The organism is Pseudomonas sp. S5D5, assembly GCF_003013355.1.
Classification (GTDB): Bacteria; Pseudomonadota; Gammaproteobacteria; order Pseudomonadales; family Pseudomonadaceae; genus Aquipseudomonas; species Aquipseudomonas aylmerensis.
This window is the reverse complement of the sequence record NZ_PTEO01000001.1, coordinates 6,262,847-6,289,829: the sequence shown is the minus strand read 5'-3', so window position 1 is coordinate 6,289,829 and position 26,983 is coordinate 6,262,847. Positions and strand designations below refer to the sequence as shown.

23 protein-coding genes are annotated in these 26,983 nt (G+C 62.0%); 17 read left to right on the top strand and 6 right to left on the bottom strand.

Annotated features, from left to right (window positions below):
- Positions 1 to 72 precede the first annotated feature (72 nt).
- A complete protein-coding gene (parC, locus tag C9990_RS28800) occupies positions 73 to 2,337 on the top strand; it encodes a DNA topoisomerase IV subunit A (RefSeq protein ID WP_106805323.1) in 2,265 nt (754 codons plus the stop codon).
- A gap of 177 nt (positions 2,338 to 2,514) precedes the next feature.
- Positions 2,515 to 3,222, top strand: coding sequence for a membrane integrity-associated transporter subunit PqiC (locus C9990_RS28795; RefSeq protein ID WP_065900095.1), 708 nt, complete (start codon positions 2,515 to 2,517; stop codon positions 3,220 to 3,222).
- Positions 3,223 to 3,428: 206 nt separating this feature from the next.
- Here C9990_RS28795 and C9990_RS28790 read toward each other — a convergent pair whose 3' ends face one another.
- Positions 3,429 to 4,955 (bottom strand): AhpA/YtjB family protein, encoded by a 1,527-nt coding sequence (locus C9990_RS28790; protein WP_106805322.1) that lies wholly within the window; start codon positions 4,953 to 4,955, stop codon positions 3,429 to 3,431.
- A gap of 133 nt (positions 4,956 to 5,088) precedes the next feature.
- Between C9990_RS28790 and serB the strand changes: the two genes are divergently transcribed.
- Positions 5,089 to 6,303, top strand: coding sequence for a phosphoserine phosphatase SerB (serB, locus tag C9990_RS28785; RefSeq protein ID WP_065900097.1), 1,215 nt, complete (start codon positions 5,089 to 5,091; stop codon positions 6,301 to 6,303).
- A gap of 142 nt (positions 6,304 to 6,445) precedes the next feature.
- Here serB and asd read toward each other — a convergent pair whose 3' ends face one another.
- The 3 genes from asd to C9990_RS28770 are packed head-to-tail and all read right to left on the bottom strand — an operon-like array spanning position 6,446 to position 9,731.
- Positions 6,446 to 7,306 (bottom strand): archaetidylserine decarboxylase, encoded by an 861-nt coding sequence (gene asd, locus C9990_RS28780; protein ID WP_065900098.1) that lies wholly within the window; start codon positions 7,304 to 7,306, stop codon positions 6,446 to 6,448.
- Positions 7,307 to 7,322: 16 nt separating this feature from the next.
- Entirely contained in the window at positions 7,323 to 8,138 is an 816-nt protein-coding gene (locus C9990_RS28775) for a rhodanese-like domain-containing protein (RefSeq protein WP_065900099.1), read from the bottom strand.
- 57 nt (positions 8,139 to 8,195) lie between these two features.
- Positions 8,196 to 9,731 (bottom strand): HDOD domain-containing protein, encoded by a 1,536-nt coding sequence (locus C9990_RS28770; protein WP_106805321.1) that lies wholly within the window; start codon positions 9,729 to 9,731, stop codon positions 8,196 to 8,198.
- A 167-nt stretch (positions 9,732 to 9,898) separates the two neighbouring features.
- Between C9990_RS28770 and motA the strand changes: the two genes are divergently transcribed.
- Positions 9,899 to 10,750: a flagellar motor stator protein MotA gene (gene motA, locus C9990_RS28765; RefSeq protein ID WP_065900103.1), complete on the top strand. Its 852-nt coding sequence runs from the start codon at positions 9,899 to 9,901 to the stop codon at positions 10,748 to 10,750.
- 3 nt (positions 10,751 to 10,753) lie between these two features.
- Positions 10,754 to 11,776, top strand: a complete 1,023-nt coding sequence (gene motB / locus C9990_RS28760; RefSeq protein WP_065900105.1) for a flagellar motor protein MotB — start codon at positions 10,754 to 10,756, stop codon at positions 11,774 to 11,776.
- 600 nt (positions 11,777 to 12,376) lie between these two features.
- Here motB and rsgA read toward each other — a convergent pair.
- Positions 12,377 to 13,408 (bottom strand): small ribosomal subunit biogenesis GTPase RsgA, encoded by a 1,032-nt coding sequence (gene rsgA, locus C9990_RS28750; protein ID WP_065900107.1) that lies wholly within the window; start codon positions 13,406 to 13,408, stop codon positions 12,377 to 12,379.
- A gap of 108 nt (positions 13,409 to 13,516) precedes the next feature.
- Between rsgA and orn the strand changes: the two genes are divergently transcribed.
- Both orn and C9990_RS28740 read left to right on the top strand, forming a co-directional pair.
- Positions 13,517 to 14,059, top strand: a complete 543-nt coding sequence (orn, locus tag C9990_RS28745) for an oligoribonuclease (RefSeq protein ID WP_010213620.1) — start codon at positions 13,517 to 13,519, stop codon at positions 14,057 to 14,059.
- A 191-nt stretch (positions 14,060 to 14,250) separates the two neighbouring features.
- Complete coding sequence (locus C9990_RS28740) at positions 14,251 to 14,868, top strand: trimeric intracellular cation channel family protein (RefSeq protein ID WP_174555870.1); 618 nt, start codon at positions 14,251 to 14,253, stop codon at positions 14,866 to 14,868.
- Here C9990_RS28740 and queG read toward each other — a convergent pair.
- On the bottom strand, positions 14,865 to 15,929 hold the full coding sequence (queG, locus tag C9990_RS28735; RefSeq protein ID WP_106805320.1) for a tRNA epoxyqueuosine(34) reductase QueG: 1,065 nt from the start codon (positions 15,927 to 15,929) through the stop codon (positions 14,865 to 14,867). The genes C9990_RS28740 and queG overlap by 4 nt on opposite strands.
- 63 nt (positions 15,930 to 15,992) lie before the next feature.
- On the opposite strand from queG, the gene C9990_RS28730 reads away from it, so the two are divergent.
- From C9990_RS28730 to C9990_RS28685, 10 genes are all read left to right on the top strand, one after another.
- Positions 15,993 to 16,853 (top strand): NAD(P)H-hydrate dehydratase, encoded by an 861-nt coding sequence (locus tag C9990_RS28730; protein ID WP_106805319.1) that lies wholly within the window; start codon positions 15,993 to 15,995, stop codon positions 16,851 to 16,853.
- Entirely contained in the window at positions 16,841 to 17,311 is a 471-nt protein-coding gene (gene tsaE, locus C9990_RS28725) for a tRNA (adenosine(37)-N6)-threonylcarbamoyltransferase complex ATPase subunit type 1 TsaE (protein ID WP_065900112.1), read from the top strand. The genes C9990_RS28730 and tsaE overlap by 13 nt, the downstream gene beginning before the upstream one ends.
- A 3-nt stretch (positions 17,312 to 17,314) precedes the next feature.
- Positions 17,315 to 18,748 carry an N-acetylmuramoyl-L-alanine amidase gene (locus C9990_RS28720; RefSeq protein WP_201143427.1) on the top strand — a complete coding sequence of 478 codons (1,434 nt, stop codon included), beginning with the start codon at positions 17,315 to 17,317 and terminating at the stop codon, positions 18,746 to 18,748.
- Entirely contained in the window at positions 18,748 to 20,661 is a 1,914-nt protein-coding gene (mutL, locus tag C9990_RS28715) for a DNA mismatch repair endonuclease MutL (RefSeq protein WP_065900116.1), read from the top strand. The genes C9990_RS28720 and mutL overlap by 1 nt, the downstream gene beginning before the upstream one ends.
- Positions 20,661 to 21,632, top strand: coding sequence for a tRNA (adenosine(37)-N6)-dimethylallyltransferase MiaA (gene miaA / locus C9990_RS28710; RefSeq protein ID WP_065900118.1), 972 nt, complete (start codon positions 20,661 to 20,663; stop codon positions 21,630 to 21,632). Before mutL ends, miaA begins: the two co-directional genes overlap by 1 nt.
- Before the next feature lie 93 nt (positions 21,633 to 21,725).
- Positions 21,726 to 21,986 carry an RNA chaperone Hfq gene (gene hfq / locus C9990_RS28705; RefSeq protein WP_003188059.1) on the top strand — a complete coding sequence of 87 codons (261 nt, stop codon included), beginning with the start codon at positions 21,726 to 21,728 and terminating at the stop codon, positions 21,984 to 21,986.
- A gap of 12 nt (positions 21,987 to 21,998) precedes the next feature.
- Entirely contained in the window at positions 21,999 to 23,300 is a 1,302-nt protein-coding gene (hflX, locus tag C9990_RS28700; protein WP_065900120.1) for a ribosome rescue GTPase HflX, read from the top strand.
- A 96-nt stretch (positions 23,301 to 23,396) separates the two neighbouring features.
- The gene (gene hflK / locus C9990_RS28695; protein ID WP_028615515.1) at positions 23,397 to 24,572 is read left to right on the top strand and encodes an FtsH protease activity modulator HflK; all 1,176 of its coding nucleotides are present in this window, start codon (positions 23,397 to 23,399) and stop codon (positions 24,570 to 24,572) included.
- Positions 24,572 to 25,438: a protease modulator HflC gene (gene hflC / locus C9990_RS28690; RefSeq protein ID WP_065900122.1), complete on the top strand. Its 867-nt coding sequence runs from the start codon at positions 24,572 to 24,574 to the stop codon at positions 25,436 to 25,438. Before hflK ends, hflC begins: the two co-directional genes overlap by 1 nt.
- A 303-nt stretch (positions 25,439 to 25,741) precedes the next feature.
- Positions 25,742 to 26,929 carry an ATP phosphoribosyltransferase regulatory subunit gene (locus C9990_RS28685; RefSeq protein ID WP_106805318.1) on the top strand — a complete coding sequence of 396 codons (1,188 nt, stop codon included), beginning with the start codon at positions 25,742 to 25,744 and terminating at the stop codon, positions 26,927 to 26,929.
- The last annotated feature ends 54 nt before the right edge of the window (positions 26,930 to 26,983 follow it).

The window sequence follows — 26,983 nt, the reverse complement described above, 5'->3', positions numbered from 1 at the left end:
CCACGCCCTTTTTGAATCGAATCAGCGCAGCGGCAGTTCCGCTGCGCCTTACCCAATAATGATGAGGCCCGCATGAGTGACATCCTCGCAGACAGCTTAGATGGCGTAGAACGCCGGTCGCTGGCTGACTTCACCGAAAATGCCTACCTCAACTACTCCATGTACGTGATCATGGACCGTGCCTTGCCGCATATCGGCGACGGCCTGAAGCCAGTACAGCGGCGCATCATCTACGCCATGAGTGAGTTGGGCCTGGACGCCGATTCCAAGCACAAGAAGTCGGCGCGTACCGTCGGTGACGTGCTCGGTAAATTCCACCCCCACGGCGACTCGGCGTGCTACGAAGCCATGGTGCTGATGGCCCAGCCGTTTAGCTATCGCTACACGCTGGTGGACGGCCAGGGTAACTGGGGTGCGCCGGATGATCCGAAATCCTTTGCGGCCATGCGTTACACCGAAGCGCGCCTGTCGCGTTATTCGGAAGTGCTGCTCAGCGAGCTGGGCCAGGGTACCGCGAACTGGGGCCCGAACTTCGACGGTACACTCGACGAGCCACTGGTGTTGCCAGCACGTTTGCCGAACATCCTGCTCAATGGCACCACCGGTATTGCGGTCGGCATGGCCACCGACGTACCGCCGCATAACCTGCGCGAAGTCGCCACCGCCTGCGTCCGTTTGCTGGATGAGCCCAAGGCCACCGTGGAGCAGCTCTGCGAGCATATCCAGGGGCCGGACTACCCGACCGAAGCGGAAATCATCACCCCCCGCGCCGACTTGCTGAAGATGTACGAGACCGGCAAGGGCTCGGTGCGCATGCGCGCGGTGTACCACATCGAAGATGGCGACATTATTGTTACCGCGCTGCCGCACCAGGTGTCCGGCGCCAAGGTGCTGGAGCAGATCGCCGCGCTGATGCAGGCCAAGCCGTCGAAATTGCCGCAGGTCGCCGATCTGCGTGACGAGTCCGACCACGAAAACCCCTGCCGCATCGTGATCATCCCGACCAACAGCCGGGTCGACCACGAAGTGCTGATGCAGCACCTGTTCGCCAGTACTGACCTGGAGTCCAGCTACCGGGTCAACGTCAACATCATTGGCCTGGACGGCAAGCCGCAGCTGAAAAACCTGCGCAACCTGCTGGTGGAGTGGCTGGAGTTCCGTATCCAGACCGTGCGTCGCCGCCTGCAATTCCGCCTGGACAAGGTCGAGCGCCGCCTGCACCTGTTGGACGGTTTGCTGATTGCCTACCTCAACCTGGATGAAGTGATCCACATCATCCGCACCGCCGAGCACCCGAAAGCCGAGCTGATCGCGCGTTTCGAGCTGAGTGAGATCCAGGCTGACTACATCCTCGATACCCGCCTGCGTCAGTTGGCGCGGCTGGAAGAAATGAAGCTGCGCGACGAACAGGACGCGCTGCTCAAGGAACAAGCCAAGCTGCAGGCCCTGCTGGGCAGCGAAGCCAAGCTCAAGAAGCTGGTGCGCAGCGAGCTGATCAAGGATGCCGAAACCTATGGCGACGACCGCCGCTCGCCGATTGTCGAGCGCGCTGAAGCCAAGGCCCTGACCGAAACAGAGCTGCTGCCGAACGAGAAAATTACCGTCGTTCTGTCGGAAAAGGGTTGGGTTCGCTCCGCCAAAGGGCATGATATTGACGCCACTGGCTTGTCGTACAAGGCCGGCGATGGCTTCAAGACCGCCGCTGCCGGGCGTTCCAACCAGTTTGCGGTGTTTATCGACTCCACCGGGCGCAGTTACTCGGTGCCGGCCCACACCTTGCCATCGGCGCGCGGACAGGGCGAGCCGTTGACCGGCCGGCTGACGCCGCCGCCAGGGGCGAATTTCGAGTGTGTGCTGCTGCCGGACGACGATGCGCTGTACGTGATCGCCTCCGACGCGGGTTATGGCTTCGTGGTCAAGGGTGAAGACCTGCAGGCCAAGAACAAGGCGGGCAAGGCACTGTTGAGCCTGCCGAACAACGCCAAGGTGATCCTGCCGCGGCCGGTGGACGACCGCGAGAGCAATTGGCTGGCGTCGGTGACCACCGAAGGGCGCCTGCTGGTGTTCAAGATCAGCGATCTGCCGCAGTTGGGCAAAGGCAAGGGCAACAAGATCATTGGTATTCCCGGTGAGCGGGTGGCCAGTCGCGAAGAGTACGTGACCGACATCGCGGTGATCCCGGAAGGTGCCACCCTGGTCCTCCAGGCCGGCAAGCGCACATTGTCATTGCGCCCAGACGACCTCGAGCATTACAAGGGCGAGCGTGGCCGTCGTGGCAACAAACTGCCGCGTGGCTTCCAGCGGGTGGATGCTTTGTTGGTGGAAACACCTGTTTAAGGTGGTTTAGAGCCCTCGATCTACGATTTAACGCGTAGATCGACGCTTTGGCGCTGGAGTCATGGCGCATATTCACGGATGATATGGCCTTTCCAGCGCCGGCGTGGCCGAGCGTGTTTAGGTTATTTTTAAGTATTACATTGTGGTTCGCCTTGTGGCAGCCACCTGGATGGGATGATGACTGCTCCACGCCTTCCTTTTATTTTCATGCTCGCTGGCCTTTTGGGGCTGGCGGGTTGCAGCACACACCAGCCGGTGTCGCTGTACCAGCTGGACAGCGGAAGTCCGGCGCAGCCAGCGCAAACCGCTGGCATGGCGGTTTTGCTGGGTCCGGTGGTCGTGGCTGACTACCTGCAACGTGAAACCCTGCTGCAACGTCAGAACGACGGCAGCCTGCAAGGTTCCACCGATGGTCGTTGGGCGGGCAGTTTGTCCTCCGATATCAACCAGCTCATGTTGCGCCAGGTCGCGGGTCACCTGGACAGCCAGCGTGTGGTGCTCGCGCCCGCGCCAACCGGCTTCACCCCGGATGTGCAGGTCCTGCTGACCATCACCCGGCTCGACTCCGGCGCTTCGCAGCCGGCGATCCTCGATGCGCAATGGCGCTTGATCGACCGTCGTGGCCAGGTGCGCGATAACCGCATCGTGCACCTGCAGGAAGAGCACACCGGCACCACCGCGTCCCAGGTCCAGGCCCAGGGCGTGTTGCTGCAGCATCTGGCACAGCAGTTGTCGGTGGCCCTCAAGCCATTGGCCAACCAGCCGCCGATTGCCGAGGCCCCGCGCAAGCAAGCCCCGGTACAGGCCAAGCCGGCAGCGCCGGAAAAACCGAAGATGCCGATGGCTACGCCGATTCGTACGGATATGGAAGTGTTCAGGTTCTGATCTGAACCGCAGACAAAAAAAGGCCCGCTGATTCAGCGGGCCTTTTTTTTGTCTGCGATTTGAGTCACGCCGTGGACTCAATGTGGGAGCGGGCTTGCTCGCGAAAGCGGTGTGTCAGTCAACGAATTGATTGGCTGATCCTTTGCATTCGCGAGCAAGCCCGCTCCCACACAGCCCCGTTCCTACAGTCGGCCAAGCGCTGTTCTTCAGCCCTTCGCGCGGGTCTCATGCATCCGTGCCAACTGCCGCTCCAGCATCGACGGATACGGCTCCATCAAGCGCTCCACACAGCTTGCCCCTTCAGGGCTGGCAATCGGACGGATGCGCGCGCGCTGACGGATCAGCGTGTCTTCGCTGATCTTGCGTTCCACCAGCAGCAGGTTGCGGCTGTGCTGGGACAGGGCCAGTGCGTCCTGGGCGATTTCTGTCAGCAGCAGGTCGATCTGGCTCATGCCGAACAGATCATCGCCGACAGTCAGGCCCAGCTGCAGTTGCAGGGTGATGCCGCTGTCAGCCACTTCGATCTGCAACTCATGGCCGAGGGCGCGCAGCAGCTCGCCGCAGCAAATGGCGTTGGTCAGGTAGTCTTCGCCGCTGTCTTCGCTGTGGAACAGCATCAGCGTGCTGCCATCGTTCAGGGTGTGCAGTTCGCTCTGGTACAGCGAGGCGGCCTGGTCCAGGCAGTCGCGGTAGCGTTCCAGCAACTCGGTCAGGCGAGCGCGGGGGAGGCGACGCAGTTGGTCCTGGGCGCCCAGTTGCACGGCCAGTACGGCGCTGTATTGGGGTTCGCTGCTGCGCACCGGCGCCGGCTTGAGCGCGGTGGTGGCCGAGGTGGTATCGCGCAGGTCGGCGAACGGGTCTTCGTCGTCCAGTTCGTCTTCTTCGGCCTTGAAGGCCTGGCGTGTCGCCGGCTTCAAGCCCGCTACCGGGGCGCTTTCGTCAAAGCCTGGGTCACGCAGGTCGCGCACTTCGAACTCGGGTTCGTCGTCGTAGTCGGTGTCGTCGTATTCCGGCTCGGGCTCGACCTCGGGTACCACCGGTTCCGGGGCGAAGCTGGCGTGCAGTTGGCGGGCGAGGTCGCCGATTTCGTCCTGGCGGTCGGTGGCCGGGGTGTGTTCGTCGATATCCCGCAGCCAGATACGCAGTTGCATCAGCGGCGTGGAGATATGCCGACCCAGGCGCAGGCTCAAGGCCAGGGCCAATGCCAGCAGGATCGCGCTGAGGATACCCATGCTCTGCAGGCTGATGGTCATCGGCTGCTGGAACTGTTGCATGTCGAGGCTGATGCGCAGTTGGCCGGCCTTCACATCCTGAAAGGTAATATTGCTCTGGTACAGGCCTTCCGCTTCACCCAGCAGGCCGTTCTTCGGGCGTTGCCCGGCTTCGGCCATGATCCGGTTGTCCACGCTGTAGATGGCGGCGTGGGCCACCAGCGGGTTCTTGGTCAGGTTGTTGAGCAGCACGTTGAGGCTGAGGATGTCGTTGGACACCAGCAGCTCAGTCGCCGAGGTGGCGGTCTGGGTGGTCAAGCTTTCGCCCAGGGCGTCGGCTTGCTCGTGCATGGCCTGCTTGAACTGCAAACCCATCACGCAGGCGTAGATCACCAGGGCCAGAGCGACCAGGATCACGTTATGGCTGGCGATGCGTAATGCGATCGGTACACGGCGGTGGCGCAGTGCCCGGAAGATCAGCAGGAAGAAGTTGTCGGTTTTTACTGGCGTGGGCCGGTTCACTTGAGCTCGGCTCTTGGTCCGTGAAGTTGACGCGCAGTATAGCGACAGGCCCAAGACCGGCAAAGCGCTGGCTGTGCCCGATGGTCACTGAAAGTGGGTAGAATGCGGTTTTTTTCCAGCCTGGGGGTGCGCCTTGCGCGAAATTGTCCTGATAAACATCACCGGTGAAGACCGACCGGGTCTCACCGCAGCCATTACCGGTGTTCTGGCCCAGGGTGGTGTGAACATTCTCGACATCGGCCAGGCGGTGATCCACGACACTTTGTCGTTCGGCATCCTGGTGGAGATCCCGAGCAATGAACAGGCGTCCTCGGTGCTCAAGGACATCCTGTTTACGGCCTATAAGCTCGATCAGCAGGTGCGTTTTACCCCGGTGTCCGAAGCCGATTACCAGCACTGGGTGGCCGGCCAGGGTAAGAAACGCCACATCGTTACCCTGCTGACCCGCAAGGTCACGGCCGAGCAATTGCAGCGTGTCAGCTCCATCACCGCGCAGTACGGCTTGAATATCGACCATATCGACCGTCTGTCGGGTCGCATGCCATTGGACACCCCAGCCGACCAGGGCAAGGGCTGCATCGAGTTCTCCGTGCGCGGCGAGCCGGCCGATCCGCAGGCCCTGCGCGCCGAATTTCTTAGCGTCGCCCAGGAGCTGAATGTCGATATCGCCTTCCAGGAAGACTCGCTGTTCCGGCGCAACCGCCGCCTGGCGGTGTTCGACATGGATTCCACGCTGATCGAAGCTGAAGTCATCGACGAACTGGCCAAGGCGGCCGGCGTCGGCGAGCAAGTATCCGCGATCACCGAGCGGGCCATGGCCGGCGAGCTGGATTTTCGTGCCAGCTTCAAGGAGCGCCTGGCGCTGCTCAAGGGCCTGGATGTGAGCGTGCTGGACGCCATCGGTGCATCGCTGCGCCTGACTGAAGGCGCCGAAACCCTGTTCGCCGAGCTCAAGCGCCTGGGCTACAAAACCGCGATCCTGTCCGGCGGCTTCACCTACTTCGCCAAGCAATTGCAGGCCAAGCTGGGCATCGACTATGTGTTCGCCAACGAGCTGGAAGTGGTGGATGGCAAGGTGACTGGCGTGGCGGTGGAGCCGATTGTCGACGCGCAGCGCAAGGCCGATCTGCTGAAGGAATTGGCTCACAAGGAAGGTTTGCGCCTGGAGCAGACCATTGCGGTCGGCGACGGCGCCAATGACTTGCCGATGCTGGCGATTGCCGGCCTGGGTGTGGCGTTCCGGGCCAAGCCGTTGGTCAAGCAATCGGCCAAGCAGGCGATCTCGACGCTGGGGCTGGACGGGGTGCTGTACCTGTTGGGTTTCCGTGATCGCGACGGTCAGCTATAAGCTGATTCAACTGCAGGAATGCGGTCACTGTGGGAGCCGGGCTTGCCCGCGATGGCGGTACTTCAGTCACAGATGGGTTGACTGAAACACCGCCATCGCGGGCAAGCCCGGCTCCTGCATGTTGATTTTCGTCAGATTCAGATCAGGCTTTCGGCAGTGCGATACCCTGGCCCATCTGCACCGGCGAACCTGCCACCAGTTCTTCTGCCCACTTCACCTGATCCGGCCCGAACAGCACGATCGCGGTGGAGCCCAGCTTGAAGCGACCCAATTCCGCGCCTTTTTCCAGGTGGATCGGCGCCCGTGCGGCTTCGTCGTAGCGGAAGGTTTTCAGCTCGCGCTTCGGCGGCGTGACCAGGCCGGCCCACACGGTTTCAATCGATGCCACGATCATCGCGCCCACCAGTACCACGGCCATCGGGCCACGCTCGGTATCGAACAGGCAGACAACACGCTCGTTGCGCGCAAACAGCTCCGGCACGTTTTCGGCGGTGGTCTGGTTGACCGAGAAAATCCGCCCCGGCACGTAGACCATTTCCCGCAGGGTGCCGGCCAGTGGCATGTGCACGCGGTGGTAGTCTTTCGGCGACAGGTAGATGGTGGCGAAATCACCGCCCATGAACGGCGCCGCCACGGCTGCATCTCCGCCCAGCAGTTCCAGCACGCTGAAGCTGTGGCCCTTGGCCTGGAACACACGGCCGTGCTCAATCGGACCCAGTTGGCTGACCGCGCCATCGGCAGGGCTCAGCACTGCGCCTGGGGTTTGATCCAGCGGGCGCGCGCCATCTTTCAAGGCGCGGGTGAAGAAGGCGTTGAAATGCTCATAAGCAGTCACGTCTTCCACCAGGGCCTGGGACATGTCCACTTGATAGCGCTTGGCGAACCAGCGGGTGAAGGCATTCTTGAACCAGCGCACGCGGCATTCGGCGATGCAGCCGGCCAACCGCGACAGCAGGTGGTGCGGCAGCAGGTACTGGCTGAGGATAAACAACTGCTTTTTCATTAACTGTCCTTAACTCTTAAATCTCGACGGGGGTGTCGGGGTGGTTGCCCCATTCGCCCCAGGAACCGGCATAACCTTTGACTCGCGGATAACCGAGCGCCTTGGCCACCAGGTAGGTGAAGCCAGAGCGGTGGTGAGTCTGGCAATGGGTGATGATCTCTTTATCTCTGGTCAGCCCGAGGTCTTCGAGGATCTGCGGCATGTCGCGGCGGATCCGCAGGTTGCGCGCCTTGTCCATGCCGGCCGTCCATTCGAAATTCACCGCGCCGGGGATGTGCCCGCCTTTGGCCGCGAGCACTTTTTCGCCGGAGTATTCCAGCGGGCCGCGCGCATCCCAGATCCCCAGGTCGGCCGCGCCGAGGCGGCTTTGCAGGTATTCGCGGGTGGCGGTGGGGCCCTCGTGCAGCGTGAGGCTGACCGGGCCGCCGACCGCTGGCGGGACCTCGGTCGACAGCGGGTGTTGTTCCGCCAGCCACGCCAGCAGGCCGCCGTCCAGGTAGTGATATTTCTGATGGCCGATCACGTCGAGCATCCAGATAAAGCGTCCGGCCCAACCGCCGCCTTCGTCGTCATAGACCACGTAGGTGGCGTCCGGGGTGTGGCCCAGTTCGCCGAAGAGTTTTTCCAGGTCGGCCTTGTGGGGCAGCAGGCCGGGCGCCGGCGGCTGGCCCAGCTGGGTGCGCTTGGGGTCAACGAAATGCGCGCCGGGGATGTGCCCTTCGGCGTAGCGGGCGGCACTGGTGAGGTCCACCAGAATCAGCTGTTCGGCATCCAGTCGACCGAGCAGGTCGCTGGACTCGATCACCAGCGGCAAGCCAGAGAAGTCAGGCATGTGAGGTCTCCTGGGCACAAATGTTGGCGATAAAAGAGGGCGATTGTAGCGCAAGCATCAGACGCTGCGGTTGGTAAAGCTGTGCAGCGCTTTCTCGATGCATTGGGCGGTTTTGCCGAAGGCCTGCACGGTGGTTTCCGAGAACGGCCCACCGCCCTGGTCGGCGACCATCAGCATCACGACCTTGCCATTGCAGCTCAGGGAGCGCAGCAGCAGGTGCTCGCCGGTGAACAGGCGCCGCAGGATCGGCGGCAGCAGAGCCGAGAATTGCGCGTGGTTGTCAGGCGTGAGGCGCACCTGGGCGGACTTTTCCAGCAAGCGCTGCAGCAGCGTGCTGTGGACCACATCGAGGCTCAGGTTGGCGGCGTCCTTGGGCAGGCCGTCGACCTGGTGCACACGCAAGGTGCTCTGGGCGCGGTCGGTCATCAGCAGCATGACCCGCTGCATGCCGCTGGCCGACAGGGCCTCCTTGGCGCAGGTGGTCAGGTGCATGGCGTTGGCGAAGCGGCTCGGTTCCACCAGCAATTCGGTGCAGCGCTTGCGCCACACCGCCAGGGCCTCGGCGGTCGGCGGCGGGGCCGGCAGGAGGCCGCGGTGGATCTTCTGCACATGCCATGGCCAGATCAGCGACAGCGCCGGGTGCCAGAGGTCCGGCATCAAGGTAGTGCGCGCACTGGTGACGGCTTGCTGGTGCACCTGTTGCTGCACGTCGCCCAAAGGCTGTTGCAGGTACAGCGCGGTCAGGTATTGCCAGCGCAGGGTGTGCGGACAGGTCCAGGACTCCTGGGCCGACATCGCCAGGCCGTTGGCCAGCAGTACCGTATTGGCCGGCTGATTCAGCCAGCGCCGCAGGTTGGGGTCGGCATCCAGCAATTGCTGGTGGCGCAACGGGTCATCTTCGCGGGCGATATGCAACGCCTTGACCAGCAGGCGTTGCTCGTTCCGCAGCAGGGTATAGCCCTGGGATACCCAGATCGGCAGGTGCCACGTTTCGGTCAGGCCGAGGCACAGGTCCAGCAGGCGCACGCCGAACAATTCCTGCTCGACTGCACGCGCCGATTGGCCTTTGTGGATAACCCGCAGCTCCCACTCTTCGAGGAGCTTGGGGTAGGCCACCGCCATCGGCCACAGCGGCGACAGGAATAGCAGGCTGCCCCAGTGAATGTCTTGCCACAACCGCGCCAGGCGGCTGCCGAACAAGCCGTTGGCTTGCTGCGAGGCGTGCTGGCTGACCAGCAGCAATTGGCGCAACGCCACCGGAATCTCTTGGGCGGGGACCGAGGGCAGGCGTGCCAGCAACTCTTCGGCGCGCTTGAGGCCCAGGCGATTGAGCGCCACTTCAAGGTTTTCCGCCGGTGCCGTCATGCTGCCATGTGTGTGGCTATTAGCCTCGCGCATCACGCTGAGCACGAGGGCCGGGCTGTTCTGCATCAGTTCGGCAATGTCTCGCAACGAACTGCGGCTATCGCGGATGGCTTTGCACACGCGTTCGTGGCTGGCCTGGGGAACAGGCAGCAGCACGTCGTCCAGGCGCTTGATCCAAGCAGCGAGGGAGTTGGGTTTTGCAGTTGGGACTGTCGTTTCATTAGCCATGATTGGGGCGCGATCATCACTTGCGGTCAACACGCCCGGAACGGGCCGAACTGGCTTTTCGCCTTAACGGGCTATAGTCTGGCGCAGTTTTGCCGATAAGTAGAACAAGAGTTTTTCAGTTCCTCCAAATATGTCCATGAACCTGACGGCGCAAGTACTCATCTCCTATGGCTAAAATTATCGGCATCATCGTCGTCATCGCAAGTGTGCTCGGCGGGTACGTCCTCTCCCACGGTAAAATTGCCGCGCTGATCCAGCCTTTCGAAGTGCTGATTATCGGCGGTGCAGCGTTTGGCGCCTTCCTGCAGGCCAACCCCGGCTACATGACCCTGCACGTGATCAAGAAGTCGCTGGGCATGTTCGGCTCGCGCTTCACCCACTCTTTCTATCTGGACGTGCTGGGCCTGGTCTACGAGATCCTCAACAAGAGCCGCCGCGAAGGCATGATGGCCATCGAAGCCGACATCGAAGACGCTGCGGCCAGCCCGATTTTCGCCAAGTACCCGGCCGTGCTCAAAGACGAGCGCATGACCGCCTACATCTGCGATTACCTGCGCATCATGTCCTCCGGCAACATGGCGCCCCATGAGCTGGAAGGCCTGTTCGACATGGAGCTGTTCAGCCTCAAGGAAGAGCTGGAACATCCTTCCCACGCCGTGACCGGCATCGCCGACGGCATGCCCGGTTTCGGTATTGTCGCGGCGGTACTCGGTATCGTGGTGACCATGGCGTCCCTCGGCGAAGGCGACCAGAAGGCCATCGGCATGCACGTGGGTGCGGCCCTGGTCGGTACCTTCTTCGGTATTCTCGCGGCCTACGGTTTCTTCGGCCCGCTGGCTACCTCCCTGGCCCACGATGCCAAGGAAGAGGTGAACCTCTACGAAGCGATCAAGGCGTGCCTGGTGGCTTCGGCGTCGGGCATGCCGCCGTCGTTGGCGGTGGAGTTCGGTCGCAAGGTGCTGTACCCGAAACATCGCCCAAGTTTCGCCGAGTTGGAACAAGCGGTTCGCGGTCGCTAAGCCATGGAAAACAACCAGCCGATAATCATCAAGCGCGTCAAGCGCTTCGCTGCGGGGCACCATGGCGGCGCCTGGAAAATCGCCTTCGCCGACTTCGCGACGGCGATGATGGCGTTCTTCCTGGTGCTGTGGCTGATGTCCACCGCCACGCCCGAACAGAAGATCGCCATCGCCGGCTACTTCAAGGACCCCATTGGTTTCTCGGAAAGCGGTACGCCCTTCGTGATCGACCTGGGCGGCTCGCCGCAGTTGGCGCCGGAGCGCACCATCAACCCGGAAATCAAGACCGAATCGCCTCAGGAAAAAATCCCGATCGAGCGCGATACCGTCGAGGCCATGGCTGAGCAAGTCGAGCAGGAACGCCTTGAGCTGTTGCTGCAAGAACTGCAGACCAAGGTCGAGGAAAACCCGCAGTTGCTCAAATTCAAGGATCAGATTTCGTTCGAGATTACGCCGGACGGTTTGCGCATCCAGATCACCGACGCGGCCAATCGGCCGATGTTCGACTCGGGCAGCGCGCGGTTGAAGCCGTACTTTGAAGACATCCTGCTGGCGATGGCCGACACCATCAAGGCGGTACCGAACAAGATCAGCATCAGCGGTCATACCGACGCCAAGCCGTACGCGGGCCAGGGTGACTTCGGCAACTGGGAACTCTCGGCCAACCGTGCCAACGCGGCGCGTCGCGCCCTGGTCGCCGGCAGCTATCCGGACCCGCAAGTGGCGCGCGTGGTGGGGTTTGCCTCCTCGCAGCTGTTTGATCCCAAGGACCCGTTCAACCCGATCAACCGCCGCATCGACATCGTCGTGCTGACCAAGAAGGCCCAGCGTGCGATCGAAGGCGACCAGCACGCCGCGCCACCGGTTCCGACCCCAGGCGACGGTGCGCCCGGTGAAGTACCGGCCGACCCGAACGCCATCCCGCCCGGCCAGGAGCCGTTGCCGGCGCATGAGCTGCGCCAGAAGTTGAACCTGTTCGATGATGGCGGGGTGAAGGATCCTACGGCGCCTGCAACGGGCTCCTAGGCTGCAAGCAGCCCACCTCAACAATGAAAAACGCCCCGATTGATCGGGGCGTTTTTCATTTCTTATCAAAGAGGGAGATAGGCTTTGACTCCACTGATAACACCTCGCATGTCGTTGGTGTCCAGCCGGGGCACGAAATATTCTCGACCTTTTGCTCGAGTCTTTCTATGGAGCTTGTCCAGGCGCTCGAAGCTGACGGTGTAAATCATGTCGCACTTCACCCACAGCTCTTTGTAGCATTTCAGGGGCAACGAAGCCTCGTGTGAAATCGCAAAGAAGAACGTCGCCTTGCTTGGGGTGATAGTAGAGAGTCAATCGTAAATGCCCCACAAAAAGCAAAGCCGCCCGAAGGCGGCTTCATTCGACGCGCAGTGGAGCTTGCTTCGCCCCTTCTGCGCCGCTGGATCAACCCCGAAAAGGATCCAGGCTCCTGCCAGCTTGCGCTGGCGACGGAGCGATGATGGGCATCAGGAATTTCGAATTCAAGCTGGCTTGCATCGATTGGCCACCCAGTTGCACGGATTCTTGATGCCAGCACCCTTTAAATCAATGGGCTAGGGTGCTTGGTGCTGCCATTTATAGGTATAAAGAAATGGCCCCTCAATAACTGCTCTCGGGCAAGCTCGCAATAATCGACCGATAGCTGTTCATTCTTTGCTGCTGCACGCGCCCATCTTCCAGGGCCTTGAGCAGGGCGCAACCCGGCTCGCGGTCGTGCTTGCAATCGCGGAAGCGGCAAGTGCCGATCAGGTCGTTGAATTCGATAAAGCCCGCTTCCACATCGCTGCGGCTGACGTGGCCGAGGCCGAATTCACGGATGCCGGGGGAGTCGATCAGTTCGCCGCCGCCGGGGAAGTGGAACAATCGCGCGGTGGTGGTGGTGTGGGTGCCTTGGCCGGACAGCTCCGACAACGGGCCGACCCGGGTGTCGACTTCCGGCAGCAGGCTGTTGACCAGCGACGATTTGCCCACGCCCGACTGGCCGACGAACACGCTGATGCGGCCGTCCAGCTGCTGTTGCAGCTGTTCCATGCCATCGCCGTGATGCGCCGACACTTCCAGTACCGGGTAACCCAGGGTGCGGTAGACCGCCAGCAGCGCATTGAGCGCAGGCGCGTTCTGCTCGTCGATCAGGTCGAACTTGTTCAGCAGCAACAGCGGGCGAATGCCGGCGTGTTCGGCGGCAACCAGATAACGGTCGATCAGGTTGGCATGGGGCTCGGGCAGCGGCGCGAACACGATGACGATCATGTCGACGTTGGCCGCCACCGGCTTGAGCTGGCCACGGCTGTCAGGGCGACGTAGCTCGGTGGTACGCGGCAACTGGGCGACGATCACGCCGATGCCCTGGTTGCCGGCGCGCCACACGACCTGGTCGCCGGTCACCAGCGCAGGCAGGTTGGCGCGCAAGTGGCAACGGAACACCTGGCCGGCGAGTTCGCCTTCCAGCGCCTCGACTTCGACCTGCACGCCAAAGTGTGCGATCACCAGGCCTGTCTGTTCGGGGCCCAGGTCGCCGCCCTCGAGCGCTTCCACGGCGGAGGATTCACGTTTGGCGGCGCGGGCGGCGCGTTCGCCTTGAATCTTTTCGATGCGCCAGTTTTGGCGACGATTGAGCTGGCGTTTGGCCATTGGTGTTCCGTGTCGATAATGCAAAGGTTGGGTAAAACGGTCGCGAGTCTAGCACGCCCCTGCCTGCTAAACTGCGCAGCTACGCCAAGGTGCCAAGAGAATCAAGCCATGCAAAACCCACAGAACCTGATTTGGATCGATCTGGAAATGACCGGTCTGAACCCCGACACCGACGTCATCATCGAGATGGCCACCATTGTCACCGACAGCAACCTCAACACCTTGGCCGAAGGTCCGGTGATCGCCATCCACCACAGCGATGCCGTGCTCGCCACCATGGATGAATGGAACACCCGCACCCACGGCAACTCCGGCCTGACCCAGCGCGTGCGCGACAGCCGCATCAGCATGGCCGAGGCCGAGGCCGAAACCATCGCCTTCCTGGAAAAATGGGTGCCCAAGGGCAAGTCGCCGATCTGCGGTAACAGCATCTGCCAAGATCGTCGCTTCCTGTATACCCACATGAAGGCGCTGGAAAGCTACTTCCACTACCGCAACCTGGACGTGTCGACCCTGAAAGAGTTGGCCGCACGCTGGGCGCCGGAAGTCAAGGACAGCTTCCACAAAGGCAGCACGCACCTGGCGCTGGACGATATCCGCGAGTCGATCGCCGAGCTGCAGCATTACCGCAAACACTTCATCAAGGCCTGAATCTGTGGCGCCTGGCCCGGCGCCTTCGCGAGCAAGCCCGCTCCCACATTCGACTGCATTCCAAAGGTGGAACTCGGTTAAATGTGAGGGCGGGCTTGCTCGCGAAGGGCGCGACGCGGTCTTTCGCCACGCGCCCTCTTTTGGTGCCATCAGCAAATGATTAGACTGCCGGCCTCTCTGCAAGGATCGCCATCATGCTGCTGATGCTCTACCTCATCGCCATCACCGCCGAAGCCATGACCGGTGCGCTGTCTGCCGGTCGGCGCGGCATGGACTGGTTTGGCGTGGTGTTGATCGCATGCGTGACGGCGCTGGGGGGCGGCTCGGTGCGCGATGTGCTGCTCGGCCACTACCCGCTGACTTGGGTCAAGCATCCCGAATACCTGGTGCTGACCTCCGTCGCCGCACTGGTGACGATCTTTATCGCGCCGCTGATGCGCCACCTGCGCTCGCTGTTCCTGGCGCTGGATGCCGTCGGCCTGGTGGCCTTTACCCTGATTGGCTGCATGACCGCCCTGGAAATGGGCCACGGCATGCTGGTGGCGTCGGTCAGCGGGGTGATCACCGGCGTGTTCGGCGGCATCCTGCGGGATATCTTCTGCAACGACATCCCGCTGATCTTCCGCCGGGAGCTGTACGCCAGCGTGTCGTTCCTCGCCGCCTGGTTCTACATGCTCTGCCTCTACCTGGAGCTGCCGAGCGAGCAGGCGATTCTGCTGACCCTGTTCAGCGGCTTTCTATTGCGCCTGCTGGCGATCCGTTTTCACTGGGAAATGCCCAAGTTCGTCTACAACGACGACGTGCACTAGCGCTCGGCGTGCTGCTTGAGCGCCCATTCCACGTGTTCGCGCACCAGGTCCGAGGGGTAGTCACGGCGCGCCTTCAGGGCTTCCAGTACCGGAATGCTCGACGGTGCGTTGCCCAGGCCGACGGCCAGGTTGCGCAGCCAGCGTTCGTAACCGGCGCGGCGTAGCGGCGAGCCTTCGGTGCTGCTGAGGAATTTATCTTCATCCCACATAAACAGCTCGGCCAGCTCGGCGTTGTCCAGGTTGTGCCGTGGCTTGAAATCACTTTCGGCGGTGGAGCGGGCGAAACGATTCCATGGGCAAACGATCTGACAGTCATCGCAGCCGAATACCCGGTTGCCGATCAGCGGGCGCAGATCCTCAGGGATCGCGCTCTTGAGTTCGATGGTCAGGTAGGAAATGCACCGCCGGGCGTCCAGCACATAGGGCTCGACGAAGGCATTGGTGGGGCAGATGTCCAGGCACGCCGTGCAGCGCCCGCAGTGCTCGGTGCTGTGCGGCGGGTCCACGGGGAGCGGCAGATCGACAAACAGTTCGCTCAAGAAGAAATAGCTGCCGGCCTTGCGGTTGAGTACCAGGGTGTTCTTGCCGATCCAGCCGAGGCCGGCCTTCTCGGCGATGGCTTTTTCCAGCACCGGCGCGCTGTCGACAAAGGCGCGAAAGCCGAACGGGCCGATCTGCGCCTGAATGCGGTCGGCCAGTTGCTGCACGCGTTTGCGGATCAGCTTGTGGTAGTCGCGGCCCAGGGCGTAGCGCGAGATGTAGGCTTTTTCCGGCTTGGCCAGCAGTTGCGCCATCTGGGTGTCGCCGGGCAGGTAATCCATGCGCAGCGACACCACGCGCAAGGTGCCGGGCACCAGTTCATCGGGATGGGAGCGTTTGCTGCCATGGGCGGCCATGTACTCCATCTCGCCGTGATAGCCCGCGTCGAGCCAGCGTTGCAGGTGCTGCTCATGCTCGGCCAGGTCCAGGCCGCTGATGCCGACTTGTTGAAAGCCCAGCTCGCGGCCCCAGTCTTTGATCGATTGGGCGAGGGCGGGCAGATCGGAGGTAATAGCAGGCATGAGACACGGGAAACCACGGGTTAGATGGGTATAATTCTGCCAGACATCGGAGCTTGAAGACGCATGCCGCAGACAAAACACGAAATAACCGACGTTCAGCCGCTGTTGCACGGCCAATTGCCGCAACTGGCTGCACGGTCCCCTGACGCCCATAAAGGCCAGTTCGGCCACCTGCTGATGATCGGTGGCGACCGCGGTTTTGGCGGCGCTGCCTTGCTGAGCGCCGAAAGTGCCCTGCGCAGCGGCGCGGGCATGGTGTCCCTGGCGACTCGCCTGGAGCACGTGCCCGCCGCACTGGCGCGCTTGCCGGAAGTCATGACCGTCGGCGTCAGTTCGGCCAACCAATTGATGGGCTTGCTGGAAAAAATCTCGGTGATCGTCATTGGACCGGGGCTGGGCGAGGCGTCCTGGGGCAAAAGCCTGTTGTCAGTCGCGGCGAATGCCCGGCTGCCGCAGGTCTGGGACGCCGATGCGCTCAATCAGCTGGCCACCGGTAGCATCAGCCTGCCGGCCAACTGCGTGATCACTCCGCACCCTGGCGAAGCGGCCCGCTTGATGGGCATTTCGACAGCCGAGGTTCAGGCCGATCGTCTTAAGGTGGCGCGCGCGTTGAGCCAGAAATTCAATGCAGTGGCTATCCTCAAGGGGGGTGGCAGTTTGATCGCCAGTCCGGACGGGCGTGTGTCGCGCTGCGATCAAGGTCACCCGGCCATGGCGACGGCGGGCCTGGGGGATGTACTCGCCGGCCTGGTCGGCGCTCTGCTGGCCCAGGGCATGCCGGCTTATGAAGCCAGCTGCCTGGCCGTCTGGCTGCATGCCACGGCGGGGGATCGCCAGGGCACCTTTGGTCGGGGGCTGGCTGCCAGCGACCTGATCCCTGCCATTCGTCAATTGCTGGAGGAACAGTCGCCGTGTCTGAAGTAATCCTTTTCCTGGCCGATGAAGAGGCCATGGTTGCTTTCGGTCAGCGCATCGCCCAGGTCACGGCCGGGGCCGGGTTGATCTTTCTCGAGGGCGACCTGGGGGCGGGCAAGACTACCTTGTCGCGTGGGATTATTCGTGGCCTGGGCCACACGGGCGCGGTCAAGAGCCCGACATTCACCCTGGTCGAGCCATACGAGATCGGCGCGATTCGCGCGTTCCACTTCGATCTCTATCGCCTGGTGGACCCCGAAGAGCTGGAGTACATGGGTATCCGTGATTACTTCGATGAAGATGCGTTGTGCCTGATCGAGTGGCCAGATAAAGGCACAGGCTTTTTGCCAAAGCCGGACCTGACCATTACCATTACGCCGCATGAGCATGGACGTCAGCTGAAGTTGTTGCCCCAGAGCGCGCGCGGCCAGTCGTGGTGCGCCGCTTTGGCATTGGAATTCAAATAATTGATGGGGTTAGGTATGCGCTTTCGCGCGTTGGTTAGTGTCGTAGGGGTGTTGCTTGCGGCAATGACTGTCAATGCTCTGGCGGCTTCACAGGTGAAAAGTGTGCGCCTGTGGCGAGCGCCGGATAACACGCGACTGGTGTTCGACCTGTCTGGCCCGGTCCAGCACAGTGTCTTTACCCTGACGTCGCCTGATCGCCTGGTGATCGATATCAACGGAGCGACCCTGGCCGCGCCGCTGAAAGTCTCTACCGCCAATACCCCGATTACCGCCATGCGCTCGGCTCAACGCACGCCGACCGACCTGCGCGTGGTCATCGACCTGAAAAAAGTCGTGACGCCTAAAAGTTTCTCCCTGGCCCCGAATGCCCAGTACGGGAACCGACTGGTGGTCGACCTGTTCGACAACGCCGCCGATGCTGCGCCTCCACCGGCGCCGACGCCAAGCGTAGCCACGGTGCCGGCGGTGCCGGTCAACCCGTCGCAACCGCAGGTCAAGCTGCCACCGCCGCCGCCAGCCCCGGCTGGCAAGCGTGACATTATCGTGGTGATCGACGCCGGCCACGGCGGCGAAGACCCGGGCGCTTCCGGCTCGCGCGGCCAGCATGAAAAAGACGTGGTACTCGCCATCGCCCGTGAGCTGCAGCGCCAGATCAACGGCATGAAAGGCTATCGCGCTGAATTGACCCGTACCGGCGACTACTTCATCCCGTTGCGCGGCCGTACCGAAATCGCACGCAAGAAGGGCGCCGACCTGTTCGTCTCGATCCACGCCGACGCCGCCCCTTCAGCGGCGGCCTTCGGCGCCTCGGTGTTTGCCTTGTCGGATCGCGGCGCTACGTCCGAGACTGCGCGTTGGCTGGCCGACAGCGAAAACCGTTCCGACTTGATCGGCGGGGCCGGCAACGTGTCTCTCGACGACAAGGACAAGATGCTCGCTGGCGTGCTGCTCGACCTGTCGATGACCGCCTCGCTGACCTCCAGCCTGAACGTCGGGCAGAAGGTCTTGAGCAATATCGGCCGGGTGACTTCGCTGCACAAACAGCGGGTGGAACAGGCCGGGTTCATGGTGTTGAAGTCGCCGGATATCCCGTCGATCCTGGTGGAAACCGGGTTTATCTCCAACTCCAACGAGGCGTCGAAGCTGGCCAGTGCCAGCCACCAGCAGGCACTGGCGCGTTCGATCAGCGCCGGCGTGCGCCAATTCTTCCAGCAGAACCCGCCGCCGGGCACGTATATCGCCTGGCTGCGCGACTCCGGGAAAATCGCCCAGGGCCCGCGTGATCATCGCGTGCAGCCTGGCGACACGCTGGCCATGCTGGCCGTGCGCTTCCAGGTGTCGGCAGCGACCTTGCGCAGCGCCAACAACCTGAAGACCGACGAGCTGAAAGTCGGCCAGGTGTTGACCATCCCCGGCACTGAACTGGCGGCACAGTAATGAGCGAATCAGTCTTGAACAGTGGTTCGCGCATCGAGCTGCTCAGCCCGCGCCTTGCCAACCAGATTGCGGCGGGCGAGGTGGTTGAACGCCCGGCCTCGGTGATCAAGGAGTTGCTGGAAAACAGCATCGACTCCGGCGCCAAGCGCATTGATGTCGACGTGGAACAGGGCGGCGTCAAGCTGCTGCGCGTGCGTGACGATGGCAGCGGCATCTCCTCGGATGATCTGCCGCTGGCCCTGGCCCGTCACGCCACCAGCAAGATCCGCGACCTGGAAGACCTCGAACGAGTCATGAGCCTGGGGTTTCGGGGTGAGGCCCTGGCTTCCATCAGCTCGGTGGCCCGCCTGACCCTGACCTCACGCACGCGCGGCGCCGAGCAGGCCTGGCAGGTTGAAACCGAAGGCCGTGACATGGCGCCGCGGGTCCAGCCAGCTGCGCACCCGGTGGGCACTTCGGTGGAAGTGCGTGACCTGTTCTTCAACACCCCGGCGCGGCGCAAATTCCTCAAGGCCGAAAAAACCGAATTCGATCACCTGCAAGAAGTCATCAAGCGCTTGGCTTTAGCGCGTTTTGATGTGGCGTTCCACTTGCGCCACAACGGCAAGACCATCCTCAGCCTGCACGAAGCCAATGACGACGCCGCGCGCGCCCGGCGGGTGTCGGCGGTGTGTGGTGGTGGGTTCCTGGAGCAGGCGCTGCCGATCGAAGTCGAGCGCAATGGCTTGCGCCTGTGGGGCTGGGTCGGTCTGCCGACGTTCTCCCGCAGCCAGGCGGACTTGCAGTACTTCTTTGTGAACGGCCGCGCGGTACGCGACAAGCTGGTGGCTCACGCGGTGCGCCAGGCGTATCGCGATGTGTTGTTCAACGGCCGTCATCCGACGTTTGTGCTGTTTTTCGAGGTCGACCCGTCGGTGGTCGACGTCAATGTGCACCCGACCAAGCACGAAGTGCGTTTTCGCGATGGGCGCATGGTGCATGACTTCCTCTACGGCACCCTGCACCGCGCCTTGGGCGATGTACGCCCGGACGACCAGCTGTCCGCGCCAATTGTGACCGCTGTAGTACGGCCAAGCGGACCGGAAGCCGGGGAGTTCGGCCCTCAGGGCGAGATGAGCCTGGCCGGCAACCTGCTGCAATCGTCGCAACCGCAGCCGAGCTACACCGCGCCGGGCGCGGGGTCGGGGGCGGGTTATCAGTATCAATACACGCCGCGTCCGCAATCCGCGGTGCCGGTGGCCGAGGCACAGGCGGCCTATCGCGAGTTTTTCGCGCCGCTGCCGGGTGCCGAGCCAGGCGCCGTTGCCCTGCCGGAAGGGGGAGGAGATATCCCGCCGCTGGGCTACGCATTGGCACAGCTCAAGGGTATCTACATCCTCGCGGAAAACGCCCATGGCCTGGTGCTGGTGGACATGCACGCCGCTCACGAGCGGATCATGTACGAACGCCTGAAAATCGCCATGGCCAGCGAAGGCCTCAGCGGCCAGCCGTTGCTGGTGCCGGAATCCCTGGCCGTGAGCCAGCGCGAGGCCGATTGCGCCGAAGAGCACCACGCGGTGTTCCAGAAGCTGGGCTTCGAACTGCAACGCCTGGGCCCGGAAACCCTGGCGATCCGCCAGATTCCCGCGCTGCTCAAGCAGGCCGAGGCCAATCGCCTGGTTGCCGACGTACTCGCTGACCTGATGGAGTACGGCACCAGCGACCGCATCCAGGCGCACATCAACGAGTTGCTCGGCACCATGGCCTGCCACGGTGCCATCCGCGCCAACCGCCGCCTGGCCCTGCCGGAAATGAACGGTTTGCTGCGCGACATGGAAAACACCGAGCGCAGCGGGCAATGCAACCATGGCCGGCCGACCTGGACCCAAATGGGCCTGGACGACCTGGACAAACTGTTTTTGCGCGGCCGTTGATGAGTGCCTTGCCCCCCGCCATCTTCCTGATGGGTCCTACTGCAGCCGGCAAGACCGACCTGGCCATCGAGCTGACCAAGGTGCTGCCGTGCGAGCTGATCAGTGTCGACTCTGCCCTGGTTTACCGGGACATGGACATTGGTACGGCCAAGCCTTCAAAGGCGCTGTTGGCACAGTATCCGCATCGGTTGATCGACATTATTGACCCGGCGATGAGCTATTCGGCGGCAGATTTCCGTACCGACGCGTTGGCGGCCATGGCCGAGATCACCGCGCGGGGCAATATCCCGCTGCTGGTGGGCGGTACGATGCTCTACTACAAGGCTTTGCAGGAAGGCCTGGCCGATATGCCGCCCGCCGACGCCCAGGTCCGCGCCGAGCTTGAAGACGAGGCTGCACGCCACGGCTGGCAAGCCCTGCACGACCAATTGGCGGCGGTGGATCCGGTGTCGGCGGCGCGCATTCATCCGAATGACCCCCAGCGGCTCACTCGCGCGCTGGAAGTCTGGAGGGTCAGCGGCCAGACCATGACTGAACATCGGCTGAAACAAACTGCGCAAAGTGCTGATGCAGGCGCATCTGGTCAGTCACAATTGCCCTATACTGTGGCGAATCTGGCCATCGCTCCGGCAAATCGCCAGGTGCTGCATGAACGAATTGCACAAAGATTCACAATTATGTTGGAACAGGGGTTTGTAGAGGAGGTCGTAGCACTGCGTTCCAGAGGTGACCTGCATCCGGGGTTGCCTTCGATACGTGCTGTAGGCTACCGCCAAGTCTGGGATCATCTGGATGGAAAGCTGACGTCAGCCGAAATGCAGGAGCGCGGCATCATTGCCACGCGGCAATTGGCGAAGCGCCAGTTCACCTGGCTGCGCAGCTGGAGCGATTTGCACTGGTTGGACAGCCTGGACAGCGACAATCTGTCACGCGCCTTGAAATACTTGGGAACGGTCTCCATATTGAGCTGAGTCCTTGCAATTGCCGTCTATCCTTGGGGGTGTGACGGCCATGAGCTATCTATTTTCCGATTTTTATTATTGATCCTTAAAGGAGTGCGGCACATGTCAAAAGGGCATTCGCTACAAGACCCTTACTTGAATACTTTACGTAAAGAGAAAGTGGGGGTTTCCATCTACCTGGTCAACGGTATCAAGCTGCAAGGCACGATCGAGTCGTTCGACCAGTTCGTGATCCTGCTGAAGAACACCGTCAGCCAGATGGTTTACAAACACGCTATCTCGACAGTAGTGCCAGTACGTCCGATCCGCCTGCCTAGCGCAGCGGGTGACGAACAGGGTGACGCTGAGCCAGGTAACGCCTGATAGGAGTCTCCTTTGTTCTTTGAGCGCCACGGTGGTGGTGAACGGGTAATCCTCGTTCACTTGGATGGACAGGACCCTGAGGCGCGCGAAGATCCGCAGGAGTTTCAGGAGTTGGCAAATTCGGCCGGCGCCGAGACCGTTGCGTTTTTTAACGTACCGCGTCATCGGCCAACCGCCAAATTCCTGATTGGCAGCGGCAAGGTCGAGGAGTTGCGCGACCTGGTTCACGCCGAAGAAGCCGATCTGGTGATCTTCAATCACACCCTCACGCCCAGTCAGGAACGTAACCTCGAACGTGTCTTCGAGTGTCGCGTGATCGACCGCACCGGTCTGATTCTCGATATTTTCGCCCAACGCGCCCGTACCCATGAAGGCAAGCTCCAGGTCGAACTGGCCCAGCTTGACCACATGAGCACCCGCCTGGTGCGTGGCTGGACTCACCTTGAGCGTCAAGGGGGGGGTATCGGCATGCGTGGCCCGGGTGAAACCCAGTTGGAAACCGACCGACGCCTGTTGCGGGTACGCCTGCGCCAGATCAAGGGGCGTCTCGAGAAAGTCCGTAGCCAGCGCGAGCAATCGCGTCGTGGCCGTTCGCGCGCGGATATCCCTACCGTGTCCCTGGTGGGCTATACCAACGCCGGCAAATCCACGCTGTTCAACAACGTGACCAAGTCGGACGTGTACGCCGCTGACCAACTGTTCGCCACCCTCGACCCGACCTTGCGCCGTCTGGACCTGGACGACCTGGGGCCGATTGTCCTGGCCGACACCGTGGGGTTCATTCGTCACTTGCCCCACAAGCTGGTCGAGGCATTTCGGTCTACGCTCGAAGAGTCGAGCAATTCCGACCTGTTGTTGCACGTGATCGATGCGGCTGAACCGGATCGCATGCTGCAGATTGAACAGGTGATGGTGGTGCTGGGCGAGATTGGTGCCCAGGACTTGCCGATCCTCGAGGTCTATAACAAACTCGATTTGCTTGAAGGCGTAGAGCCACAAATCCAGCGCGACGAGAACGGCAAACCCCAGCGGGTCTGGCTGTCGGCGCGAGATGGCACGGGGCTGGAGCTGCTTGAACAAGCGATTGCCGAACTGCTCGGCAGCGATTTGTTCGTCGGCACCTTGCGCTTGCCTCAGCGTTTTGCTCGACTGCGTGCACAGTTTTTCGAGTTGGGCGCGGTACAGAAAGAAGAACACGACGAAGAAGGTGTCAGCTTGCTGGCCGTTCGATTGCCGCGCTCGGAGCTGAACCGGCTGGTCAGTCGGGAAGGTGTTGTACCGACAGAGTTCATCGAACAACACACTTTGCAATAAAAGCCTCCGAAAGCGGTTGTGCCGCAGTAGCAGGCATTCTGTAGCATTGGTCGGCGCGCCGTGGGTGCGTCTTTGCTTTATCAGATGGAGAGCGCTATGGCTTGGAATGAGCCGGGTGGCAACTCGAATAATCAGGATCCTTGGGGTGGTAAGCGCCGCAATAATGGCGACCGCAAGGGGCCACCAGATCTCGACGAGGCCTTCCGAAAGCTGCAGGAAAGCCTGAATGGGTTGTTCGGTGGTGGAAAAAAACGTGGTGGTGACGACGGCGGTCGCACAAGCAAGGGCGGTGGCTATGGCCTGCTGGGCCTGGGTCTTGTCGTGCTGGCGGCCGTATGGCTGTACAGCGCCGTGTACGTGGTGGACGAGCAGGAGCAGGCCGTGGTGCTGCGCTTCGGCAAGTACTACGAGACAGTCGGCCCTGGCCTGAACATCTACTTCCCGCCGATCGACAAGAAGTACATGGAGAACGTCACGCGTGAGCGTGCCTACACCAAGCAGGGCCAGATGCTGACCGAAGACGAGAACATCGTCGAAGTGCCGCTGACCGTGCAGTACAAGATCAGCAACCTGCAGGACTTCGTGCTGAACGTTGATCAGCCGGAAATCAGCCTGCAACACGCGACCGAAAGTGCCCTGCGCCATGTGGTGGGTTCCACCGCGATGGACCAGGTGCTGACCGAAGGTCGTGAATTGATGGCCAGCGAAATCAAGGAGCGTCTGCAACGCTTCCTCGACACATATCGCACCGGTATCACTGTCACCCAGGTGAACGTACAGAGCGCAGCAGCACCGCGTGAAGTGCAGGAAGCCTTCGACGATGTGATCCGCGCCCGTGAAGACGAGCAGCGTTCGCGCAACCAGGCTGAAACCTACGCCAACGGCGTCGTGCCGGAAGCCCGTGGTCAGGCCCAGCGTATCCTCGAGGATGCCAACGGTTACCGCGACGAAGTGGTCTCGCGTGCCAAGGGTGAGGCGGATCGCTTTACCAAGCTGGTCGCCGAGTATCGCAAGGCCCCCGAAGTGACCCGCGAGCGTCTGTACCTGGACACCATGCAGGAAGTCTTCAGCAACACCAGCAAGGTGCTCGTGACCGGCAGCAAAGGTGGGCAGAACAACCTGCTGTACCTGCCGCTGGACAAGATGATCGAAGGTGGTCGTAGCAGCACCAGCGCACCGTCCACCGGTTCCAATGCCGCTGCCAACGAAGCGAGCGCCCGTGCGGCCGCTGACTTGCTGCAACAGCAAACACGTACCAGGGAGAGTCGTTGATGAGCAATAAATCGCTGACCGCCCTGATTGTGGGCGTCGTCGTGGTCATCGCTGCCTGGAACTGCTTCTATATCGTGTCTCAGACCGAGCGCGCGGTGTTGCTGCAATTCGGTCGCGTGGTCCAGGCGGATGTCCAGCCGGGCCTGCATGTGAAAGTCCCCTACGTCAACCAGGTGCGCAAGTTCGACGGCCGCCTGATGACCCTGGATGCACCGACACAACGCTTCCTGACCCTGGAAAAGAAAGCTGTGATGGTTGACGCCTACGCCAAGTGGCGCGTCAAGGATGCCGAGCGCTTCTACACCGCGACCTCCGGCCTCAAGCAGATTGCCGACGAGCGTTTGTCGCGTCGTCTGGAATCGGGCCTGCGTGACCAGTTTGGTAAGCGCACCCTGCACGAGGTGGTATCCGGTGAACGTGATGCGCTGATGGCTGACATCACGCGTTCGTTGAACGCGATGGCGGAAAAAGAGCTGGGCATCGAAGTGATCGATGTGCGGGTCAAGGCCATCGACCTGCCGAAGGAAGTGAACCGCAGCGTGTTCGAGCGTATGAGCACCGAGCGTGAGCGTGAAGCACGTGAGCATCGCGCCAAGGGTAACGAGCTGGCTGAGGGTATCCGTGCGGATGCCGACCGTCAGCGCCGTGTACTGCTGGCCGAAGCCTACCGCGAGTCTGAAGAGGCGCGTGGTGATGGTGATGCTCAAGCCGCGGCGATCTACGCCAAGGCCTACGGCCAGGACCAGGAGTTCTACGCGTTCTACCGTAGCCTGCGCGCCTACCGTGAAAGCTTCGCGAACAAAACCGACGTCATGGTGCTGGACCCAAGCAGCGACTTCTTCCGCTACCTGGAAAAGTCCAAGTAACCAGCCGGTGATTCTGTAGGGGTGACTCCGTCGGGCGGCTAAAACGCCTGGCGGGGTGATCCTTTCAGAAAACGGGTGTATGATGCGGCAGCCGGGAAATTCCCGGCTTTTTTGCGTCTGCATGTTTGATTGTTGTTTGGCCGCGCAGACGCCACAGTTTTTCGAGGAAAGTGCCCGACGAGGCCGTTTGCAGGCCGTTCGTCACGTCGTTCTTGCGCGTTGTTTATGCAGGGGCCGGGTATTTTCTGCTTCACTCAAGGCTCGGCCGAGGGCTGGCCGCCCGGATCATAGGGGAATGGCGTAATGGCAACGGTAGACCGCTGGCTGCTGCCAGATGGCATCGAAGAAGTACTGCCACCAGAAGCTGCGCGCATTGAAGTAGCGCGTCGCCAGGTGTTGGATCTGTTCCAGAGCTGGGGTTACGAGTTCGTCGTGACCCCCCATATCGAGTACCTGGAATCCCTGCTGACCGGCGCGGGCCAGGACCTGGATCTGCGCACCTTCAAGGTCATCGACCCGCAGTCGGGTCGGCAAATGGGTTTCCGTGCCGACATCACGCCGCAAGTGGCGCGCATCGATGCGCACACCCTGCGTCGCGAAGGTCCGAGTCGCCTGTGCTACGCCGGTAGCGTGCTGCATGCTCAACCGCGCGCCTTGTCGTCTTCGCGCAGCCCGATCCAGTTGGGCGCCGAGTTGTACGGCGATGCCAGCCCGAGCAGCGACGTCGAAGTGATCAGCCTGATGCTGGCCATGCTGCAACTGGCCGATGTGCCGGATGTCCACATGGATCTCGGTCACGTCGGTATCTACCGTGGCCTGGCCCGTGCGGCCGGCTTGTCCGGTGAAGTGGAGCAACAGTTGTTCGATGCCCTGCAACGCAAGGCCATCGATGAAGTCATCGCCCTGACCGAAGGCGTGCCTGCGGATTTGGCTGGCATGCTGCGCGCGCTGGTCAACCTGTGCGGCGGCCGTGAAGTGCTGGCGGCGGCGCGTGAGCGCCTGGCTAATGCGCCGGCACCGGTATTGGCTGCCCTGGATGATGTGTTCGCGATCGCCGAGCAGTTGTCGGCGCGCTTCCCCGAGTTGCCGCTGTATTTCGACCTGGGTGAGTTGCGTGGCTACCACTACCACACGGGCGTGGTGTTCGCGGTGTTTGTACCGGGTGTTGGCCAAGCCATCGCCCAGGGTGGTCGTTACGACGATATCGGCGCCGACTTCGGTCGTGCGCGTCCGGCCACCGGCTTTTCCACCGATTTGAAAACCCTGGTGACCCTGGGGCGTGCTGAGGTCGAGCTGCCGTCTGGTGGCATCTGGATGCCCGACAGTACGGACGCAGCACTCTGGCAGCAGGTTTGCCAGTTGCGCAGTGAGGGTCAGCGTGTTGTCCAGGCCTTGCCTGGGCAGCCATTGGCCGCCGCCCGTGAAGCGGACTGCGACCGGCAATTGATTCTGCAGAACGGGCTTTGGCAAGTATCGCCACTGGCTTCTTGAGTTTTCCTGCCGGCCATCGCCGGCACCAAGTTTGCGCGAATGAGGACAAGTGTT

What these genes read in the sequence shown, in the direction of transcription:
- motB (WP_065900105.1), top strand. Translation starts at nt 10,754, where the DNA reads ATGGAAAACAACCAGCCGATAATCATCAAGCGCGTCAAGCGCTTCGCT.
- miaA (WP_065900118.1), top strand. Translation starts at nt 20,661, where the DNA reads ATGAGTGCCTTGCCCCCCGCCATCTTCCTGATGGGTCCTACTGCAGCC.
- asd (WP_065900098.1), bottom strand. Translation starts at nt 7,306, where the DNA reads ATGAAAAAGCAGTTGTTTATCCTCAGCCAGTACCTGCTGCCGCACCAC.
- rsgA (WP_065900107.1), bottom strand. Translation starts at nt 13,408, where the DNA reads ATGGCCAAACGCCAGCTCAATCGTCGCCAAAACTGGCGCATCGAAAAG.
- C9990_RS28685 (WP_106805318.1), top strand. Translation starts at nt 25,742, where the DNA reads ATGGCAACGGTAGACCGCTGGCTGCTGCCAGATGGCATCGAAGAAGTA.
- hfq (WP_003188059.1), top strand. Translation starts at nt 21,726, where the DNA reads ATGTCAAAAGGGCATTCGCTACAAGACCCTTACTTGAATACTTTACGT.
- C9990_RS28775 (WP_065900099.1), bottom strand. Translation starts at nt 8,138, where the DNA reads ATGCCTGACTTCTCTGGCTTGCCGCTGGTGATCGAGTCCAGCGACCTG.
- C9990_RS28770 (WP_106805321.1), bottom strand. Translation starts at nt 9,731, where the DNA reads ATGGCTAATGAAACGACAGTCCCAACTGCAAAACCCAACTCCCTCGCT.
- hflK (WP_028615515.1), top strand. Translation starts at nt 23,397, where the DNA reads ATGGCTTGGAATGAGCCGGGTGGCAACTCGAATAATCAGGATCCTTGG.
- parC (WP_106805323.1), top strand. Translation starts at nt 73, where the DNA reads ATGAGTGACATCCTCGCAGACAGCTTAGATGGCGTAGAACGCCGGTCG.
- mutL (WP_065900116.1), top strand. Translation starts at nt 18,748, where the DNA reads ATGAGCGAATCAGTCTTGAACAGTGGTTCGCGCATCGAGCTGCTCAGC.
- motA (WP_065900103.1), top strand. Translation starts at nt 9,899, where the DNA reads ATGGCTAAAATTATCGGCATCATCGTCGTCATCGCAAGTGTGCTCGGC.
- hflC (WP_065900122.1), top strand. Translation starts at nt 24,572, where the DNA reads ATGAGCAATAAATCGCTGACCGCCCTGATTGTGGGCGTCGTCGTGGTC.
- C9990_RS28795 (WP_065900095.1), top strand. Translation starts at nt 2,515, where the DNA reads ATGACTGCTCCACGCCTTCCTTTTATTTTCATGCTCGCTGGCCTTTTG.
- C9990_RS28720 (WP_201143427.1), top strand. Translation starts at nt 17,315, where the DNA reads ATGGGGTTAGGTATGCGCTTTCGCGCGTTGGTTAGTGTCGTAGGGGTG.
- queG (WP_106805320.1), bottom strand. Translation starts at nt 15,929, where the DNA reads ATGCCTGCTATTACCTCCGATCTGCCCGCCCTCGCCCAATCGATCAAA.
- C9990_RS28730 (WP_106805319.1), top strand. Translation starts at nt 15,993, where the DNA reads ATGCCGCAGACAAAACACGAAATAACCGACGTTCAGCCGCTGTTGCAC.
- orn (WP_010213620.1), top strand. Translation starts at nt 13,517, where the DNA reads ATGCAAAACCCACAGAACCTGATTTGGATCGATCTGGAAATGACCGGT.